The organism is Mesorhizobium sp. L-2-11, from assembly GCF_016756595.1.
GTDB lineage: Bacteria > Pseudomonadota > Alphaproteobacteria > Rhizobiales > Rhizobiaceae > Mesorhizobium.
Genome location: NZ_AP023257.1, coordinates 517,559 through 533,513, shown reverse-complemented (window position 1 = coordinate 533,513; position 15,955 = coordinate 517,559). Strand labels below are relative to the sequence as shown.

The following is a 15,955-nucleotide window of genomic DNA, read 5'->3' as shown; positions in this document are numbered from 1 at the left end:
GTCACGCGTAGGGCGGCGTCGTGAGGTCTATGGATATTTCGTCCGATTTGCACGCGCGGCCTGTGCGCTTAAGTCGCCTTGCAACTCCTTTGGCAGTGGAAGGCTTGAGCACCGCAAGTGCACCGCGCGAGCGAACAATTTTCGTTGCTTCTGCTGGTGCTCCTTGATGGCTGCTGCCAGCCCCAATCCGTACGGACCAAGAAAGACGCCGGTTCCCCAGCCCGGCTGCTTCTTTTCGCGAGCGTCGTAGTCCGAAGCCTCCATGCGGGCTTGCTGGCATTCCGGCGACGCCCATTTCCGGTCTTGCTTCGAAAGCGACGCTCCATAGTCGACCGGAGAGGTCGCGCATCCGGCTACTGTCGCGGCCAACGCGACCAACATTGCGATTCTCATCCCCAAGCCCTTGATTTAGCATTGTGAGAGTACACAGAACTCTTCTTCCAACAAGGAGATAGCTCGGAAGCAGCCGAAACACGGTTACCGTCACCTGCAGGCCGGCCGGCAGGCACCATCTCTGACGCTGGGGATTAGCCACAGGCCACGATGCCTTCGTTATCCAAAGGGCGGAGCAAGGAGCGAAGAGACGCGGCGCAGACCTTGGGATCCCTGCCGAGGGGGAGATTGGCAGCTTTGGCGCACGTTCGCCCCTGCAACAGTGGCGGTTCGCGAAGGCGGTGATGACGGCCGATCTCCCCCCAAGTGGGGGAGATACCAAGTTTTGGCAAAGAGGGCAGGACAGAGGGGGCGCCTCCCTCCGCCATCAAAGGTTCTGCACCGTCGTGACACACTGAGGTAGCGGAATGGATCCCAGGGTCTGCGCCGCGTCGCTTCGCTCCTTGCTTCGCCCAGGGATGACGAAGTGGAGGGGTGCTACGGCCAATCCTAGAGGTTTGCGATTTGCCACTGAGGGAATTATCGACGTTCGCTGCCGGTCGCCGATCTGTCAAAATCACTTTGTCGAGGGCATCACTTTGTCGTTGCCCGTCGTTCAAGCGAACGTGCGTACTGCGTGAGCGGGAAGCACATGACGAAGAAGATCAGCGCCACCAGCCCATAGACGGTGAATGGCTCGAAGGTCGCATTGTTGATGGCGTTCGACGTCCTGACCAGTTCCTCGAAACCGATGATCGAGGTCAGCGCGGTCGACTTGATCAGCTGCACCAGGAAACCGACGGTCGGCGCGCGGGTGATCGAAAACGCCTGCGGCAGGATGATCAGCCTCAGTTCCTGCATGTAGTGGAGGCCGAGGCTGGCACCGGCATCCCACTGGCCACGTGGCAGAGCATCGACACCGCCGCGCCAGATCTCGGCGAGATAGGCGCTGGCGAAGAAGGTCAGGCCAAGTGCTGCGGCGGTCCACGGTTCTATGCGCAAGCCCAGCATCGGCAGGCCGAAGAACATCAGGAAGAGCTGCATGAGCAGCGGCGTTCCCTGGAAAAGCGCAATGTAGCCAGAGGCCAGGCGCCGCGCCCATTTATTCTTGGCGATGCGGAAGAACAGCACGACCAACCCGACCACGCCGCCGCCGACGAAAGCCGCCAGCGACAGAAGCACCGTCCATCGCGCGGCGAGCAGAAGGTTGCGGACAATATCCCAGAAGGTGAATTCGATCATGACACGCCGGCTCCCAGAGCGCGGCGGCCGCCGCTGACCAGCAGCCGACGCAACCCCATCGACAGGAGGAGATAAACGATGGTCACCACGAAATAGGTTTCGAAAGCACGGAAGGTGCGAGCCTGCAGCATGTCGGCCTCGTAGGTCAGTTCGCGCACCGCGATCTGCGACACCACGGCTGACTCCAGCATCATGATGATGATCTGGCTGGTCAGCGCCGGAAAGATCACCCTGAGCGCCTGCGGCAGCACGATCTTGACGAACACCTGACGTGGCCTGAGCCCAAGCGCCAGTGCTGCTTCCGTCTGTCCGCGCGGCACCGCATCGAGCCCGGCGCCGACGATCTCGATCGTGTAGGCCGCCATGTTGAGCGTCATCGCCAGCATGGCGGCCAGGATCGGATCGAGCCTTATGCCGATGCTGGGAAGCCCGAAGAAGATGAAGAACAGCTGCACCAGGAACGGTGTGTTGCGCATCACCTCGACATAGACGCCGATCGCCCGCTTGAGCAGCAAGGGGCCGTTTCGCCGCCCTGCCGCACCGAGGATGCTGAGGAATGTTCCCGCGAGCGTGGTCACGGCGATCAACAGGATCGTCATGGCCGCCCCGCGCGCGATCGCACCTGTCGCATCGGCAAGCCAGCCGAAGTCGAGGCTGTAGGCCATGATAGGTCCTTACCCCGGAGATCAATCCTTGAGGTTGTCGGGATTGAGCGGTGTTTTGAGCCAGGCTTTCGAGCTTTCGTCCAGCTTGCCGTCGGCCAGCATCTTGGCGACCGCGTCGTTGACCGCTTGCTTCAGGCGGTCCTCGTTCTTGTTGAGGCCGATATGTGAGGGCGAGGTGAGAAGCTGGAACTTCTGTTCCGGCTTCAGTGCATCCTGGCGGGCAAGCACCTGGGCGCCGACATCGTTGCCGACGACCATCAGTTGGGTCTGACCCGAGATGAAGGCCTGGATGACGGAGTTGTAGTTGTCGAAACGGCGGATGTCGGCCGAGGCGGGTGCTGCCTCGGTCAGCGACGTATCTTCCAGCGTGCCGCGGTTGACGGCGATCGACTTGTCGGCGAGGTCGTCCTTGCCTTCGACCTTGAGCGCGGCCGGGCCGATGACGGCGATATAGTAGGGTGCGTAGGCGGCGGCGAAATCGATTACCTGCTCGCGTTCCTTGGAGTAGCCGACGCTCATCAGGATATCGACGCGCTTGTCGGTAAGATACGGGATGCGGTTCTGCCCGGTCACGCTGACCAGGTTGAGCTTGACCTTGAGCTGGTCGGCGATGAACTGCGCCACGTCGATGTCATAGCCCTTGATGCTCATATCGGCACTGGCCGAGGAGAAGGGCGGAAAGTCGGAGAAAATGCCGACATTGATCGCGCCGGCCTTGGTGATGTCGTCGAGCGCGTCGGCATTGGCGGCCTGGGTGGCAAGACCGAGGCCGGCGAGCATCAGCACGGCGGCGATGGATGATTTCATGTGAAATGTCATTGTCGTTCCCCTGCTGGAAGCTTGTTTGTTTGAATGCGGCCGCCGGCTCCAGCGCGACGGCCGCCTTGGAAGTTCTTGTTGGGCCATGATCTGTTCCGAACCGAAGGTCAGCGGAGCAAAAACCGGTTTCCAGTTTTCGGGATCATGGTCTGATGCGTCAGGCTCGCTTGCCTGAGAGCGCCGGGCTGAAGACCATCAGGCTGAGGATCTCGAACAGCACCTGCGCGCCGGCATGGGCCGTGTTGGTCGTCGTGTCATACTGCGGCGCCACCTCGACGACGTCGCCGCCGACGATATTGAGGCCTTTCAGGCCGCGCAGCAGTTCAAGCACCTCCCGCGTCGTCAGCCCGCCGACTTCCGGCGTGCCGGTGCCGGGCGCGAATGCCGGGTCGATGCTGTCGATGTCGAAGGACACATAGGTCGGGCCATCGCCAACGATCTGGCGCGCCTTCGCGATGATGGCCGGGATGCCGAGGCCGGTCACCTCTTCGGCATGCACCACGGTCATGCCGGATTCGTAGGTGAACTCCCACAGATACTCGGCCGAGCCGCGGATGCCGATCTGGATGGTGCGCGACGGATCCAGCACGCCGTCGAGCACCGCGTTGCGGAACGGCCCGCCATGGTGGAACTTGGTCATGTCGAACAGGCCGCTGGTGTCGCAGTGGGCATCGATATGGATCATGCCGACCGGCGCCTTTTTGCCGACAGCCTTCAGGATCGGATGGCTGATCGAATGGTCGCCGCCGACCGAAAGCGGGACGACGCCGGCATCGACGATCTGGTTGGTGCGGCGCTCGATGTCGTCATGGCTGGTTTCCAGCCGGTAGCGGCTCTGGAACGGCACGTCGCCAATGTCGGCCACCTTCAGCTCATGCGTCGGTGCGCATTCCAGTACATGATTGTAGGGGCCGATGCGCTCGATGGCGCGCAGCGCCCTTGGCCCGAAGCGGGCGCCAGGCCGGTTGGTCACGCCGAGATCCATCGGCACGCCGATCATCGCCACCTGCAGATCGCCGAAATCAGGATTGTCGGCGGCGATTTCCCGGTAGGGCGCGCTGAGGAAGGTCGGGATGCCGGAATAGGGCGCCAGCCGCGTGCCGCTCTTGGAAAAGATCTTGTCGGCGACGCGCCGGAATTTCGGGTCGAACATCTCGCCGCCATGGCTTTCGCCATATTTGCGGCGCAACGCTTCGAGCTTGCCGCGATCATAACCCATGTCGGTCCTCCATGGCTGGTGCAGTGCGGCCATCAATGACGGTCGCGCCGGCTGCCTGCGGATTTCATGTCCTGATGCTGTATGGCCCAAAGTGTCGTGCAGCTGCTTTGAAAAATCAATTGATATTGTTAGGGTCTTTGCTGTGAGAAAATCTCACATTAACGTCGAGCACGATCTTATCCAGAAACCCGGGTTCCAGTTCTGGGATCGTGCTCCTTTGAGGTTCCGATGGCCAAGCGTCTGCCTCCCCTGAATCCATTGCGGGCCTTCGAGGCGACGGCACGCCATGCCTCGCTGACCAAGGCTGCGGCTGAGCTCAACGTCACCCACGGCGCCGTCAGCCATCAGATCAAGGCGCTCGAACAGTCGCTGGGCGTCAAGCTGTTCGAACGCGCCGGTCAGCGGGTGAAGCTGACGCCGCACGGCGCCGAATTGCTGCCGGCGGTGTCGATCGCTTTCGACGGCATCGCCGCCGCCACGCAGCGCATGACGAGGCCGGCGAGCACCGGCGCACTCTCGGTCTCCTGCGTGCCGGCACTGCTGCTGTTGTGGATGATCCCGCGGCTCGGCAGCTTCACCTCGCAGTATCCCGATATCAGGCTGACACTGATCCCGTCCAATGACGCCAGGGACGTCCGCGCACCGCATATCGATATCTGCGTGCACTATGGCGACGGCAGCTGGACCGATTGCTGGATGCGCAAATGGTCGGGTCTCGAACTGTTCCCGGTGGTCAGTCCGACGCTGATCAACAACCGTCCGATCCGCACCGTGCGCGATCTCGCCGATCACGTCTTCCTGCATGGCGACGACGGCCGCGAATGGCACACCTGGCTGGCCGCCGCCGACGCGCTGGATCTGGAGCGCGGCCGCCGCCATCACCTCGGCGACGCGCGCATGGCGAGCGAGGCGGCAGTCCACGGCCATGGCGTGGCGCTGGGCGATACGGTGACAGCAAGCGGACTGCTCGCCAGGGGACTGCTGGTCGCGCCGTTCAGCCTGTCGGTGCCGGCGGTCGACGATTTCTATGTCGTCTGCCGTAACGAGATGAGGTCGGCGCCGATCGTGCAGCTGTTCATCGACTGGCTGTTTGCCGAAAAGGAGCAGGCCGACGGTCGCGCCGATGCGCCGGTGGCGGGCCGCATCGGCATCCGCAGGAAGCGTCCGGCGCTGAGAGTGATCGGCGCCAAGACCGCGTCCTGAGGCTGCAGCAGTCGACGCGGCGCGCTTGCCGCAGCGTTTTCTTTTTGTCGGGCCAGCCCGCAAAGCGGGAGGCGCTTTCAAAAATTCAATGCTAAGAGGCATTTGAAGCAATTTCGGGAAAACTGCGCAGCGGTTTTCCCGGGAAAAGCGCTAAATAAAAAGCTAGGGCGAGCAGCGAAGGCGGCATCGAGACATGACCAAGACCGATATAGCGCGGCGCGTCTACAACCACACCTGGAAGCTCGACCCGATTATCCGCAGCCTGCTCGACACCGATTTCTACAAGCTGCTGATGCTGCAGATGATCTGGGGCATGTATCCCAACATCGACACCACTTTCTCGCTGCTCAACCGGACCACCTCGGTTCGCCTTGCCGAGGAGATCGACGAAGCAGAACTGCGCGATCAGCTCGACCATGCCCGCACCTTGCGCTTCTCCAAGAAAGAGATGATCTGGCTTGGCGGCAACACTTTCTATGGCCGCAAGCAGATATTTGAACCGGAGTTCCTCGCCTGGCTCGAGAATTTCCAATTGCCGGAATACGAGCTTTCCAAACGCGATGGCCAGTACGAGCTCACTTTCAGCGGTCCGTGGATGTACACGACGCTGTGGGAGATCCCGGCGCTGGCAATTATCAATGAACTTCGATCTCGCGCCGCCATGCGGGCGTTCGGGCCGTTCGCGCTCGACGTGCTCTATGCTCGCGCCAAGGCCAAGATGTGGGCCAAGACCGAGCGGCTGAAAGCGCTGCCGGATATCCGCATTTCCGATTTCGGCACCCGCCGCCGCCATTCCTTCCTGTGGCAGCGCTGGTGCGTCGAAGCGCTGAAGGAAGGCATCGGCGAGGCGTTCACCGGCACCTCCAACGTGCTTTTGGCCATGGACAACGACCTCGAGGCGCTCGGCACCAACGCGCATGAACTGCCGATGGTGTTTGCCGCGCTCGCCAATTCGGAAAAAGAACTGAAGCAGTCGCCGTATAAGGTGCTGCAGGACTGGCAGCGCTACTATGGCGGCAATCTGCTGATCGTGCTGCCGGACACTTTTGGCACCGCGGCGTTCCTGCGTGACGCGCCGGACTGGATCGCCGACTGGACCGGCTTTCGCCCCGACAGCGCGCCGCCGATCGAAGGCGGCGAAAAGATCCTTTCCTGGTGGCGTGAAAAGGGCAAGGACCCCAGACAGAAGCTGCTGATTTTCTCCGACGGGCTCGAAGTCGAGACCATCGAGGAAACCTACCGCCATTTTCACGGCAAAGTGCGCATGTCGTTCGGTTGGGGCACCAACCTGACCAATGATTTCGAGGGCTGCGCCCCGACCAAAACCAACCGGCTCGACGCCATCTCGCTGGTCTGCAAGGTCACCGAGGCCAATGGCCGCCCGGCGGTCAAGCTCTCCGACAATCCCGCCAAAGCCACCGGCGACGAGAAGGAGATCGAGCGGTATCTGAGGATCTTCGGCGAAAAGGACCGCGTGGAGCAGCTGGTCAAGGTGTGAGGGTGAGGGAACTCTTGGGATAGGATGAGTTCCGTCGCGCCCCCCTCTGTCCTGCCGGACATCTCCCCCACGAGGGGGGAGATTGGCCGTCATCTACAGCTTCGCCAATCTCCAACGTTGCATGGAAGGCGCCGATCGAGCGAACTGCCGATCTCCCCCCAAGTGGGGGAGATGTCCGGCAGGACAGAGGGGGGCGCCGTAGAGCGCCGTCTTTGCTGGCTGGCTATTCTCGCTCCTGGCCTCGCATTCCTTCCCACCCCCGCCTTCGCACATGCCTCCGATCGCGGCCACGTCCTGCTCCTGCCGACCGGCTACTACGTCGCCGGCGGTGCGCTCGCGGTCGCTGCCAGCTTTCTTGTCCTGGCGCTGCTGCCGCCAGACTTTCCTGCCCGCTTCTGGCGGCGGCGCCTGCCGCTGTTCGCGTTCGGCGACGGCGCACGGGCGATCGTCAGCCTGGCATCGTTTGCCGGATTTGCAATCCTGGTTGCGGCCGGCCTGTTCGGCAGCCGCGATCCGCTTTCCAACCCGCTGCCCCTGGCGATCTGGACGCTGCTCTGGGTTGGCCTGGTTTTGCTGCAGGGGCTGTTCGGCAATCTCTGGTCATGGCTCAGCCCCTGGTACGGGCCCTGGCGTGTCGTTTCCCGCCTGTTCGGCAAACGCGAGATCGTCAATCGCAAGACATGGCGCCCGCCTCCATGGCTCGGCTGCTGGCCGGCCGTGGTGCTGTTTTTCGCCTTCGCCTGGTTCGAGTTGATCGACCCGGCGCCCGACGACCCGGCGCGGCTCGCCTGGGCCGCCGGCCTTTATTGGTTGCTGAGTTTTGCCGCCATGCTGGTGTTTGGCTACCGCGACTGGAGCCGGCGCGGTGAGTTCCTGACTGTCTTCCTCGCCATGGTGGCGCGATTCGCCCTGCTTGAGCGCAATGAAGGCGGGCGCAATGAAGGTGGCCGGCTCAGTCTGTGCTGGCCGGGCGCCAAGCTCAGCGATGCTGCGCCGCTGTCGCTCAGCGGCATTGCTTTCCTGCTGCTGGCGCTGTCGTCGGTGTCCTTCGATGGACTGTCCAAAACCTTTTTCTGGCTCGGCCTGTTCGGCATCAATCCGCTGGAAGTCCCGGGCCGCACGGCGGTGATCGGCATCGGCACGTTCGGGCTCGTGCTGACGTTCGTCCTGCTTGCGGCCGCGTTCATCCTTGCCATTGTCCTTGGCCAGCATCTTGCCGGCAGCCCGCATTCCCTCAGGCAGGCCGCAGGGCTGCTGGTCTGGTCGATCGTGCCGATCGCGCTCGCCTATCATGTTGCGCACTATCTGACGGCGCTGCTTGTCGACGGCCAATATGCGGTGACTGCGCTTTCCGACCCGTTCGCGCTGGGCTGGGATCTGTTCGGCACCGCCGACATCCGGATCGAAGCCGGCGTCGCTGCCGGCGCCGGCTCGGCTTGGTGGCTGTGGAATATCCAGGCCGGCGTCATCATCATTGGCCACATGCTCGCCGTGCTCGTCGCGCATGGCCTCGCCTGGCGATTGCACCCGATTCCCGCCCGCGCCGCGCTCAGCCAGTTGCCGCTCACCGTGCTGATGATCGCCTATACGGTCTTCGGCCTGTGGCTGCTTGCCACGCCTTCGGCCGGGTGAGACAAAACCCCGCTTCCACGGCGTCGGTTGACCGTTGGGGAAAGCCCGCTTGCCACATCAGGGCTTTGATGATTTAGTTTGTACACATGCAATTTCGGCGCTCTCACCAGGAGTGGCCCGTCTCGCTACAGCCATTGGTCAAAACTCAAAAACAAGGGGAACTGCCGTGACTGACAAGAATGGGTTTTTCGATCTCTCCAAGACCGGTCTCACCCGCCGCACCGCGCTCAAGGGGTTGGCCGCGGGCGCCGGTCTCGCCGTCGCGCCCGGGTTCGTGCGCTACAGCCAGGCACAGAGCTCGGCGCCGATAAAGATCGGCTTCCAGTGCCACCGCACCGGCATCGGCGCTGCCTATGGCCGCTGGTACGACAGGACCACCGCCGCCGCGGTCAAGGCGATCAACCAAGCCGGCGGCATCAACGGCCGGCCGGTCGAGGTGATCATCGAGGATGACGGCACCGATCCCGGCCGTGGCGCCGAAGTGGTCGGCAAGTTCGCCACCCAGCACAAGACCGACATCGTCTACGGCACGCTGTTTTCGCATGTCGTCATCGGCTCGGCGCCCGCCGCCGGTGAGGCCAAGATGCCCTATTTTGTCGTCAGCGAAGGCCACCACGTCGCCTCGACCAAGCTCAACCGCTACGTCTTCCAGCCCGGCATCACCGACGTCAAAAGCCAGATCCAGGCGATGGCGCCGTGGATCGCGGCGAATGCCGGCAAGAAGGTGACGCAGATTTTTCCCGATTTCGCCTTCGGCTACGACCATCGCGACTACCTGCCGCCGGCGCTGAAGGCGCAGGGCGGCGAGGTCATCGCGCAGATCGCCATCCCGCCGACGGAATCGTCCTTCACCAAATATTTCCCGCAGATCCCGGCCGAAACCGAGGTGATCTACCACGTCATGGTCGGGCCGGCGGTGCTCACCTTCGTCAAGGAACTCGGCGAGTTCTACGGCTCCAGCCGGCCGCAGCTGTTCGGCTTCATCGATTCGCTCGAAGCCACCGACATCAACAGTCCCGGCCTCGAATTCCTCGACGGCAGCCATTTCTGGGAAGGCTCGCCACGCTACGCGCAATCAGATGATTCCGCCGCGCAGAAGGCCTATCGCGCCGCCGTCGGCATCGACGACAACGGCGCCGCCGTCGGCGATCCCAAGGACGTCTCCACCGCCGCGCACATGTTCGGCTGCTGGGAAACGCTCTATGTCGTCAAGAAGGCGATGGAGGATGCCGGCTACAAGGGCCCGGAAGACCGCGCCAAGCTGGTCGAGGCGACCGAGGCCTTGACAGAGTTCGCCGAGGGCCCCGAGCATCCGCAAGGGCCGAAGACCTTCAACGGCAAGATCCACCAGTGTTTTGGCATCCAGAACATCTCCAAGGTCGAAGGCGGCCGGTTGAACGTCGTCCACAAGACCAAGATCGAGGACGGCCTCTACGAGCCGGAAGGGGATTACACGACGCAGCCGCTGTGAGCTTAGCTGTTTTAGCGATCTTGCGGTTCGAGCGACCCCCCTCTGTCCTGCTGGACATCTCCCCCTCAAGGGGGGAGATTACTTTTTCATCGACGCTCTGCTTCGATCGTCGACGTTGCAAAAAGAAACGCAAGGTCAGTGACAGCCAATCTCCCCCCTTGAGGGGGAGATGGCCGGCAGGCCAGAGGGGGGTGCTTCACGCATCCGCTGGTGCTTGACCGATGCACTTCGGACCTCATCTTCTCCTCGCCGCCCTCGAAGGCCTCGTCACCGCCGCCGTGCTGGCGCTGACGGCGCTTGGCCTGTCGCTGGTGTTCGGCGTCATGCGCGTCGTCAATGTCGCCCATGGCGAGTTCTTCATGCTCGGCGCGGTGCTTGCCTGGGCGATCTCCACGGCGATATCAGGCCATCCGGCGCTCGGCTTCCTGGCAGCCCTGGTGCTGGCGCCGCTGATCGTCAGCCTGATCGCGCTGGTCTCCGAACGGCTGGTGCTGCGCCGGCTGAATTACAATCCGGAAGCCACCATCGTCGCCACCATCGGCATGCTCTACATCATCCAGCAACTGGCTCTGACCTTTTATGGTCCGGAGGCACGGCCGGTGGAGCCGCCCTTCAGCTACCGCATCCTTTTGCCGTGGTTCGGCTACTCCGGCTACAAGCTGTCGATCATCGCCGCATCCGCGCTTCTGCTGGCGGCGACCTGGTTCGTGCTGACGCGTACGAAAATCGGCCTCGTCATGCGCGCCACGCGATATGACAGCGAAACGGCGCAGGCCTTCGGCATTCCGGTCGACCGCGTCTATGCCGGCGTCTTCGCACTCGGCGCCATGCTGGCGGCGGTGGCCGCGGTGCTGATCGTGCCGATCAGCCAGGCGCATTACCTGATGGGACAGGACCCGCTGCTCTTGTCCTTCATCGTCGTCATCATCGGCGGTCTCGGCTCGCTGCGCGGCACCCTCGTCGCTGCCGTGCTCATCGGCCTGTCGGACGGCATCATCTCGGTGTTCTTCTCGCCGACGCTGGCCAAGATCATCGCTACGCTGCTGGTGGCCATGGTGCTGGTGTTCCGGCCGCAAGGCCTGTTCGGGACGGCATCGCGATGAAGGAGGCTTCACCGTCAAAGGCCTATGCGTTGCATCTGGGCGTCATCGTCCTGCTGTTCGCCCTGAGCTTCGTCCTGCCGGAATATCACCATGGGCTGCTCGCCCGCATCATGGTGCTGGCGGTCTTCGCCATGGGCTACAACATGCTGTTCGGCTATGTCGGGCTGCTCAGCCTCGGCCACGCCATGTTCTTTTCGGCTGGGCTCTATGGCGCCGGCCTTGCCGTCATCCATCTCGGCTGGAGCGTGCCGGCCGCCTTCGCCGCCGGCCTTGCCTGCGGCGCGCTTCTCGCGCTGGTGATCGGGGTGCTGGCGCTGCGCACTTCCGGCGTCGCCTTCATGATCGTTACCATGATGTTCGCGCAGGTGTTCTATCTCATAATCCTCTATCTCGCGGCCTGGACCGGCGGCGATCAGGGCCTGGTCGTGCCGCAGTCGGCGCGTGTTCTTGTTTTGGGCGACACCTCGCTCGGCCTCACCAATCCAACCGTGCGCTACATGAGCGCGCTGGTCCTGTTCTCGATCGTGCTGCTGGTGACGCTCGCCGTTGTCCGCTCCAGGTATGGCCGGGTGCTGGTCGCCATTCGCGAGAACGAGGAGCGGACCAAGATGCTCGGCTACGACAGTTTTTCCAACAAGCTTGCCGCGGTCGTCGTCTCCGGCACCATCTGCGCGGCATCGGGCGCTGCCTATGCGCTGCTGTTCGGTTATGTCGGCTCGACCTTCGCCTCGGTGCAATATTCCATCCTGCCGCTGCTCTGGGTGCTGCTCGGCGGTGCTGCGACCACGCTCGGTCCGCTGATCGGCACGCTGTTCATGTACTATGTCGTCGACGTCACCAGCGGCTACACCTCGGCCTATCTGCTGATCGTCGGCATCGCCCTCATCGCGCTGGTGCTGTTCTTTCCCAAGGGGATTCTCGGCACCATCCGCCAGCGCTGGCTCGGATGGCTGCCATGATGCCGCTGCTGACGACCAAAGGCCTGTCCCGCAATTTCGGCGGCCTGCGCGCTGTCGATGGTGTCGATTTCGCCCTCATGCCGGGCGAGATCCGCGCCGTCATCGGCCCCAATGGCGCCGGCAAGACCACCTTTGTCAGCCTGGTCAGCGGCCGCATCCAGCCGTCGTCGGGCATGATCGTCTTCGACGGCGCCGACATCACCAGCCTGCCGGCTTACGCCAGGGTTCGCCTCGGCATCGCCTACACCTTCCAGATCACCAGCGTCTTTGCCAACCTCACCGCCTACGACAACGTTGCGCTGCCGGTGCAGCGCACGCTGACCGATGGCCGCTCGAAAGGTGCCGTGCATGCCGGCGTCATGGCGGCGCTGGAACGCACCGGCCTTGCCGAGCGCGCCCACATGCCGGCCGGGCAATTGTCCTATGGCCATCAGCGCCTGCTCGAAGTGGCGATGGGGCTGGCGCTGAAACCGCGCCTGCTGATCCTCGACGAGCCGACCCAGGGGCTGGCCGACAGCGAGATCGACAATTTCATCGGGCTGGTGCGCGAGATCGCCAAAAGCGCCACCGTGCTTCTGATCGAACACAACATGCCGGTGGTCATGCAGCTTGCCGACCGCATCACCGTCTTCAACGCCGGCAAGATCCTGGCCGAAGGCACGCCCGAGCAGGTCCGCGCCAACGCCGAGGTGCAGGACGCCTACCTGGGGACCACCCCATGACCGAAACACGGGCTGAAGCTCTGACCATCTCCGGGCTCGACTGCTTCTACGGCGAGGTCCAGGTGCTCTACGGCCTCGGCCTCGTGCTGAACAAGGGCGAGGTGCTTTGCCTGTTCGGCCGCAACGGCGCCGGCAAGACGACGACGCTGAAGGCGATCATGGGCCTGGTTCCCTCACGCGCCGGATCGATCAGGCTCGACGGCAGGGAGTTGAGCGGCCTGCCGGCGCACGACGTGCCGAAAGCCGGCGTCGCCTATGTGCCGCAGGGCCGGCGGCTGTTCGCCGAGATGACGGTGGCCGAAAACATCGAGATCGGCCTGATGACCCGCGGCAAGGGCAAGGCGACGCGCGAAAACGTGCTCGACCTTTTCCCGCTGCTGCGCCAGCGGCTGAGGCAACGCTCCGGCACGCTGTCGGGCGGCGAGCAGCAAATGCTGGCCATGGCGCGGGCCCTGTGTCTCGAGCCGCAGGTGCTTCTGCTCGACGAGCCGACCGAAGGGCTGATGCCGTCGATGATCGCAAAAATCCGCGAGACGGTAGCGAAGCTGCGCGAGCTTGGCGTCTCGACGATTCTGGTCGAGCAGCGCGTCGATGCTGTGCTGTCCGTCGCCGACCGGGTCTCGTTCATCGAAAACGGCCGCAACCGCGAAACCGTCGATGTCGAGGAGCTTCGCGCCGATCCGTCGGCGGTCCGCCGCTATGTCGGAGTAGGGTAGTCACCCGAAGAACAAAAAGCCGGCAAGCAAAAATATCGGGATCAGCACCGCGCACGACCATGCCATGTAGCCGAAGAAGCCCGGCATCTTCACGCCGCGATGCCTGGCGATGGCGTAAACCATGAAATTCGGCGCATTGCCGATATAGGTGTTGGCGCCCATGAACACCGCGCCGGCCGAGATCGCCGCCAGCGTCGAGGCAAAGGTGGTCATCAGATGCTGCGGATCGCCGCCGGCGAGCTCGAAGAACACCAGATAGGTCGGCGCATTGTCGAGGAAGGATGACAGCGCTCCGGTCATCCAGAAATACGCCAGGTCGTTGGGCTCGCCCGTTGGCGAACTGACCAGCGAAACCAGCGGCGCTAGCGCGCCGTCGGCACCGGCCCTGAGAATGGCTATGACCGGCACGATGCAGATGAAGATGCCGGCGAACAGTTTCGCCACCTCGGCGATCGGTTCCCAGTGGAAGTTGTTCGCCTGCCTGTGGCTCTTTTGCGAGACGCCGAGCGAAAGGAAGGCGAGCGCCAGGATGATGGCATCGCGCACCAGGTTCTGCAATTCAAGGCTTACGCCCTGGACGGAGAAAGCCACGCCCGGGTTCCAGGTCGCGGAAAGCAGGATCGCGCCGATCACCCCGGCCAGCAGCGGGACGTTGGCCAGGCCTCGGATGCGCACCTTCGTGTCCGGTGTGGGATCCTTGATCTTCGGTGCGCCGGCCTCGCGGTGATGCAGGATGATGTCCATGGCCAGGAAGACGGCCAGCACCAGGCCGCCGACGAACAGTGTCTCCTGATAGAGATTGGCAGCGGTCCAGAAGAAATCGACGCCGCGCAGGAAGCCGACAAACAGCGGCGGATCGCCTAGCGGCGTCAGCGAGCCGCCGATGTTCGACACCAGGAAAATGAAGAAGATGACGACATGGGCGTTGAACGGCCGGTTGTCGTTGGCGCGCAGGATCGGCCGGATCAGGATCATCGAGGCGCCGGTCGTGCCGATGACCGAGGCGAGCATCGCCCCGATCAGCAGCAGTCCGGCATTCACCAGCGGCGTGCCGTGGATGTTGCCGGCGACGAGGATGCCGCCCGAAATGGTGAACAGCGCAAACAGAAGAATGATGAACGACGTGTATTCGGTGAGCAACGCATGCAGCACCGCCTCTGTAGCCGAAGCCATGCCGAACGCCAGCGCCAGCGGCACGACCGCAAGCGCCGCCCAGAACAAGGTGATCTTGCCGTAGTGGTGCTCCCAGACATGGTGGAAGAGCAATGGCCCGGTGGCGATCGACAGAAGCAGGCCGGCAAAGGGCAGCGCCCACCACAGCGACATTGTTTCGCCCGGCAGCTCGTGGGCCTCGGCTGCAAGCGCCATTCCCGGAAACAGGGTTGCGATTGCCACCACAGCGCCCGCCGTCAAAGCCGCCGCAAACCGCATAGTGCCCCCTCTGGAATTGTGTCGAATGCGATCGGTGATGTTCAAGCCAGCGTCACGCCGGCATCGCGCATTCGGTTCAGCATCGTCTCGAGTGAGCCATTGAGATTGATGCCGCGGCAGGCGTCGAGCCGCACTGTCGTGTGAAAGCCGTGCTTGACCGCATCGAGCGCGGAAAAGGCGACGCAGTAATCGGTCGCCAGGCCGACCAGGGTCAGCCTGTCGATGCCGCGCTCCTTGAGATAGCCGGCAAGGCCGGTCGGCGTCGCATGGTCGTTCTCGAAGAAAGCCGAATAGCTGTCGATCTCCGGACGGAAACCCTTGCGGATCACCAGTTCGGCCCTGGTCCACGCAAGACCCGAATGGAAATCCGAACCCAGGCTGCCCTGGATGCAGTGGTCGGGCCACAGCGTCTGCGGGCCGTACGGCATCTCAATCGTTTCGAACGGCTGCTTGCCGGGATGACTGGAGGCAAAGCTCGAATGGCCGGCGGGATGCCAGTCCTGCGTCAGCACGACATGTTCGGTCCGCCGGATCAGGTCGTTGACCAGCGGCACGATCTCGTCGCCGCCGGCCACCGCCAGCGCGCCGCCCGGGCAGAAATCGTTCTGCAGGTCGATAATAATAAGCGCTTCGTCGGCCATGGAGCCTCCCTCTTGTTTGTCCCGGAGGCGTGAAGTCTGCCGAAACGTGGAATCCGGTGTTCGAACCCGCCGAAAATGCCGCTGACGCAACGGATGCAGAAACTTGACCAGATGGCCGGCTGCGTCAACCTCTACAGTGCCGCACGTCCTTTGGACGCGCAAAGGACGCTGTAGCACTTTGAGTTGCGCATGATCCTTTCCGAAAATCGGTTCCGATTTTCGGGGTCATGCGCAGGCATAACAAATACGTGCCGCCGTGCCG

General features: G+C 63.2%; 15 protein-coding genes. 8 read left to right on the top strand and 7 right to left on the bottom strand.

What is annotated here, in order from left to right:
* Positions 1-27: 27 nt before the first annotated feature.
* The 5 genes from JG739_RS35190 to speB form a co-directional block, all read right to left on the bottom strand.
* Positions 28-393, bottom strand: a complete 366-nt coding sequence (locus JG739_RS35190) for a hypothetical protein (RefSeq protein ID WP_244749669.1) — start codon at positions 391-393, stop codon at positions 28-30.
* Between the two features lie 573 nt (positions 394-966).
* Positions 967-1,614, bottom strand: coding sequence for an amino acid ABC transporter permease (locus JG739_RS02495; protein WP_202365099.1), 648 nt, complete (start codon positions 1,612-1,614; stop codon positions 967-969).
* Entirely contained in the window at positions 1,611-2,279 is a 669-nt protein-coding gene (locus tag JG739_RS02490; RefSeq protein WP_202365098.1) for an amino acid ABC transporter permease, read from the bottom strand. The genes JG739_RS02495 and JG739_RS02490 overlap by 4 nt, the downstream gene beginning before the upstream one ends.
* Positions 2,280-2,300: 21 nt before the next feature.
* Positions 2,301-3,098, bottom strand: a complete 798-nt coding sequence (locus JG739_RS02485) for a transporter substrate-binding domain-containing protein (RefSeq protein ID WP_202365097.1) — start codon at positions 3,096-3,098, stop codon at positions 2,301-2,303.
* Between the two features lie 157 nt (positions 3,099-3,255).
* Positions 3,256-4,317 (bottom strand): agmatinase, encoded by a 1,062-nt coding sequence (speB, locus tag JG739_RS02480; RefSeq protein WP_202365096.1) that lies wholly within the window; start codon positions 4,315-4,317, stop codon positions 3,256-3,258.
* 228 nt (positions 4,318-4,545) lie between these two features.
* On the opposite strand from speB, the gene gcvA reads away from it, so the two are divergent.
* The 8 genes from gcvA to JG739_RS02440 all read left to right on the top strand — a co-directional run bounded on the left by gcvA (position 4,546) and on the right by JG739_RS02440 (position 13,621).
* Positions 4,546-5,520 (top strand): transcriptional regulator GcvA, encoded by a 975-nt coding sequence (gcvA, locus tag JG739_RS02475; RefSeq protein WP_202365095.1) that lies wholly within the window; start codon positions 4,546-4,548, stop codon positions 5,518-5,520.
* A gap of 193 nt (positions 5,521-5,713) precedes the next feature.
* Entirely contained in the window at positions 5,714-7,018 is a 1,305-nt protein-coding gene (gene pncB / locus JG739_RS02470) for a nicotinate phosphoribosyltransferase (protein ID WP_202365094.1), read from the top strand.
* 171 nt (positions 7,019-7,189) lie between these two features.
* On the top strand, positions 7,190-8,650 hold the full coding sequence (locus JG739_RS02465; protein WP_202365093.1) for a hypothetical protein: 1,461 nt from the start codon (positions 7,190-7,192) through the stop codon (positions 8,648-8,650).
* 166 nt (positions 8,651-8,816) lie between these two features.
* Entirely contained in the window at positions 8,817-10,121 is a 1,305-nt protein-coding gene (locus JG739_RS02460; RefSeq protein ID WP_202365092.1) for an ABC transporter substrate-binding protein, read from the top strand.
* A gap of 221 nt (positions 10,122-10,342) precedes the next feature.
* Positions 10,343-11,224 (top strand): branched-chain amino acid ABC transporter permease, encoded by an 882-nt coding sequence (locus tag JG739_RS02455; protein ID WP_202365091.1) that lies wholly within the window; start codon positions 10,343-10,345, stop codon positions 11,222-11,224.
* Entirely contained in the window at positions 11,221-12,183 is a 963-nt protein-coding gene (locus tag JG739_RS02450) for a branched-chain amino acid ABC transporter permease (RefSeq protein WP_202365090.1), read from the top strand. The genes JG739_RS02455 and JG739_RS02450 overlap by 4 nt, the downstream gene beginning before the upstream one ends.
* A complete protein-coding gene (locus JG739_RS02445; RefSeq protein WP_202365089.1) occupies positions 12,180-12,905 on the top strand; it encodes an ABC transporter ATP-binding protein in 726 nt (241 codons plus the stop codon). The genes JG739_RS02450 and JG739_RS02445 overlap by 4 nt, the downstream gene beginning before the upstream one ends.
* Positions 12,902-13,621 (top strand): ABC transporter ATP-binding protein, encoded by a 720-nt coding sequence (locus tag JG739_RS02440; protein ID WP_202365088.1) that lies wholly within the window; start codon positions 12,902-12,904, stop codon positions 13,619-13,621. Before JG739_RS02445 ends, JG739_RS02440 begins: the two co-directional genes overlap by 4 nt.
* Here the strand turns inward: JG739_RS02440 and JG739_RS02435 are convergent, their stop codons facing one another.
* A complete protein-coding gene (locus tag JG739_RS02435) occupies positions 13,622-15,052 on the bottom strand; it encodes a sodium:proton antiporter (protein WP_202365087.1) in 1,431 nt (476 codons plus the stop codon).
* A 41-nt stretch (positions 15,053-15,093) separates the two neighbouring features.
* The gene (gene pncA, locus JG739_RS02430) at positions 15,094-15,693 is read right to left on the bottom strand and encodes a bifunctional nicotinamidase/pyrazinamidase (protein WP_202365086.1); all 600 of its coding nucleotides are present in this window, start codon (positions 15,691-15,693) and stop codon (positions 15,094-15,096) included.
* Positions 15,694-15,955: the final 262 nt, after the last annotated feature.

What these genes read in the sequence shown, in the direction of transcription:
- JG739_RS02435 (WP_202365087.1), bottom strand. Translation starts at nt 15,052, where the DNA reads ATGCGGTTTGCGGCGGCTTTGACGGCGGGCGCTGTGGTGGCAATCGCA.
- JG739_RS02465 (WP_202365093.1), top strand. Translation starts at nt 7,190, where the DNA reads ATGTCCGGCAGGACAGAGGGGGGCGCCGTAGAGCGCCGTCTTTGCTGG.
- JG739_RS02455 (WP_202365091.1), top strand. Translation starts at nt 10,343, where the DNA reads ATGCACTTCGGACCTCATCTTCTCCTCGCCGCCCTCGAAGGCCTCGTC.
- JG739_RS02440 (WP_202365088.1), top strand. Translation starts at nt 12,902, where the DNA reads ATGACCGAAACACGGGCTGAAGCTCTGACCATCTCCGGGCTCGACTGC.
- JG739_RS35190 (WP_244749669.1), bottom strand. Translation starts at nt 393, where the DNA reads ATGAGAATCGCAATGTTGGTCGCGTTGGCCGCGACAGTAGCCGGATGC.
- JG739_RS02485 (WP_202365097.1), bottom strand. Translation starts at nt 3,098, where the DNA reads ATGACATTTCACATGAAATCATCCATCGCCGCCGTGCTGATGCTCGCC.
- JG739_RS02445 (WP_202365089.1), top strand. Translation starts at nt 12,180, where the DNA reads ATGATGCCGCTGCTGACGACCAAAGGCCTGTCCCGCAATTTCGGCGGC.
- pncB (WP_202365094.1), top strand. Translation starts at nt 5,714, where the DNA reads ATGACCAAGACCGATATAGCGCGGCGCGTCTACAACCACACCTGGAAG.
- JG739_RS02490 (WP_202365098.1), bottom strand. Translation starts at nt 2,279, where the DNA reads ATGGCCTACAGCCTCGACTTCGGCTGGCTTGCCGATGCGACAGGTGCG.
- gcvA (WP_202365095.1), top strand. Translation starts at nt 4,546, where the DNA reads ATGGCCAAGCGTCTGCCTCCCCTGAATCCATTGCGGGCCTTCGAGGCG.
- JG739_RS02450 (WP_202365090.1), top strand. Translation starts at nt 11,221, where the DNA reads ATGAAGGAGGCTTCACCGTCAAAGGCCTATGCGTTGCATCTGGGCGTC.
- JG739_RS02495 (WP_202365099.1), bottom strand. Translation starts at nt 1,614, where the DNA reads ATGATCGAATTCACCTTCTGGGATATTGTCCGCAACCTTCTGCTCGCC.
- pncA (WP_202365086.1), bottom strand. Translation starts at nt 15,693, where the DNA reads ATGGCCGACGAAGCGCTTATTATTATCGACCTGCAGAACGATTTCTGC.
- speB (WP_202365096.1), bottom strand. Translation starts at nt 4,317, where the DNA reads ATGGGTTATGATCGCGGCAAGCTCGAAGCGTTGCGCCGCAAATATGGC.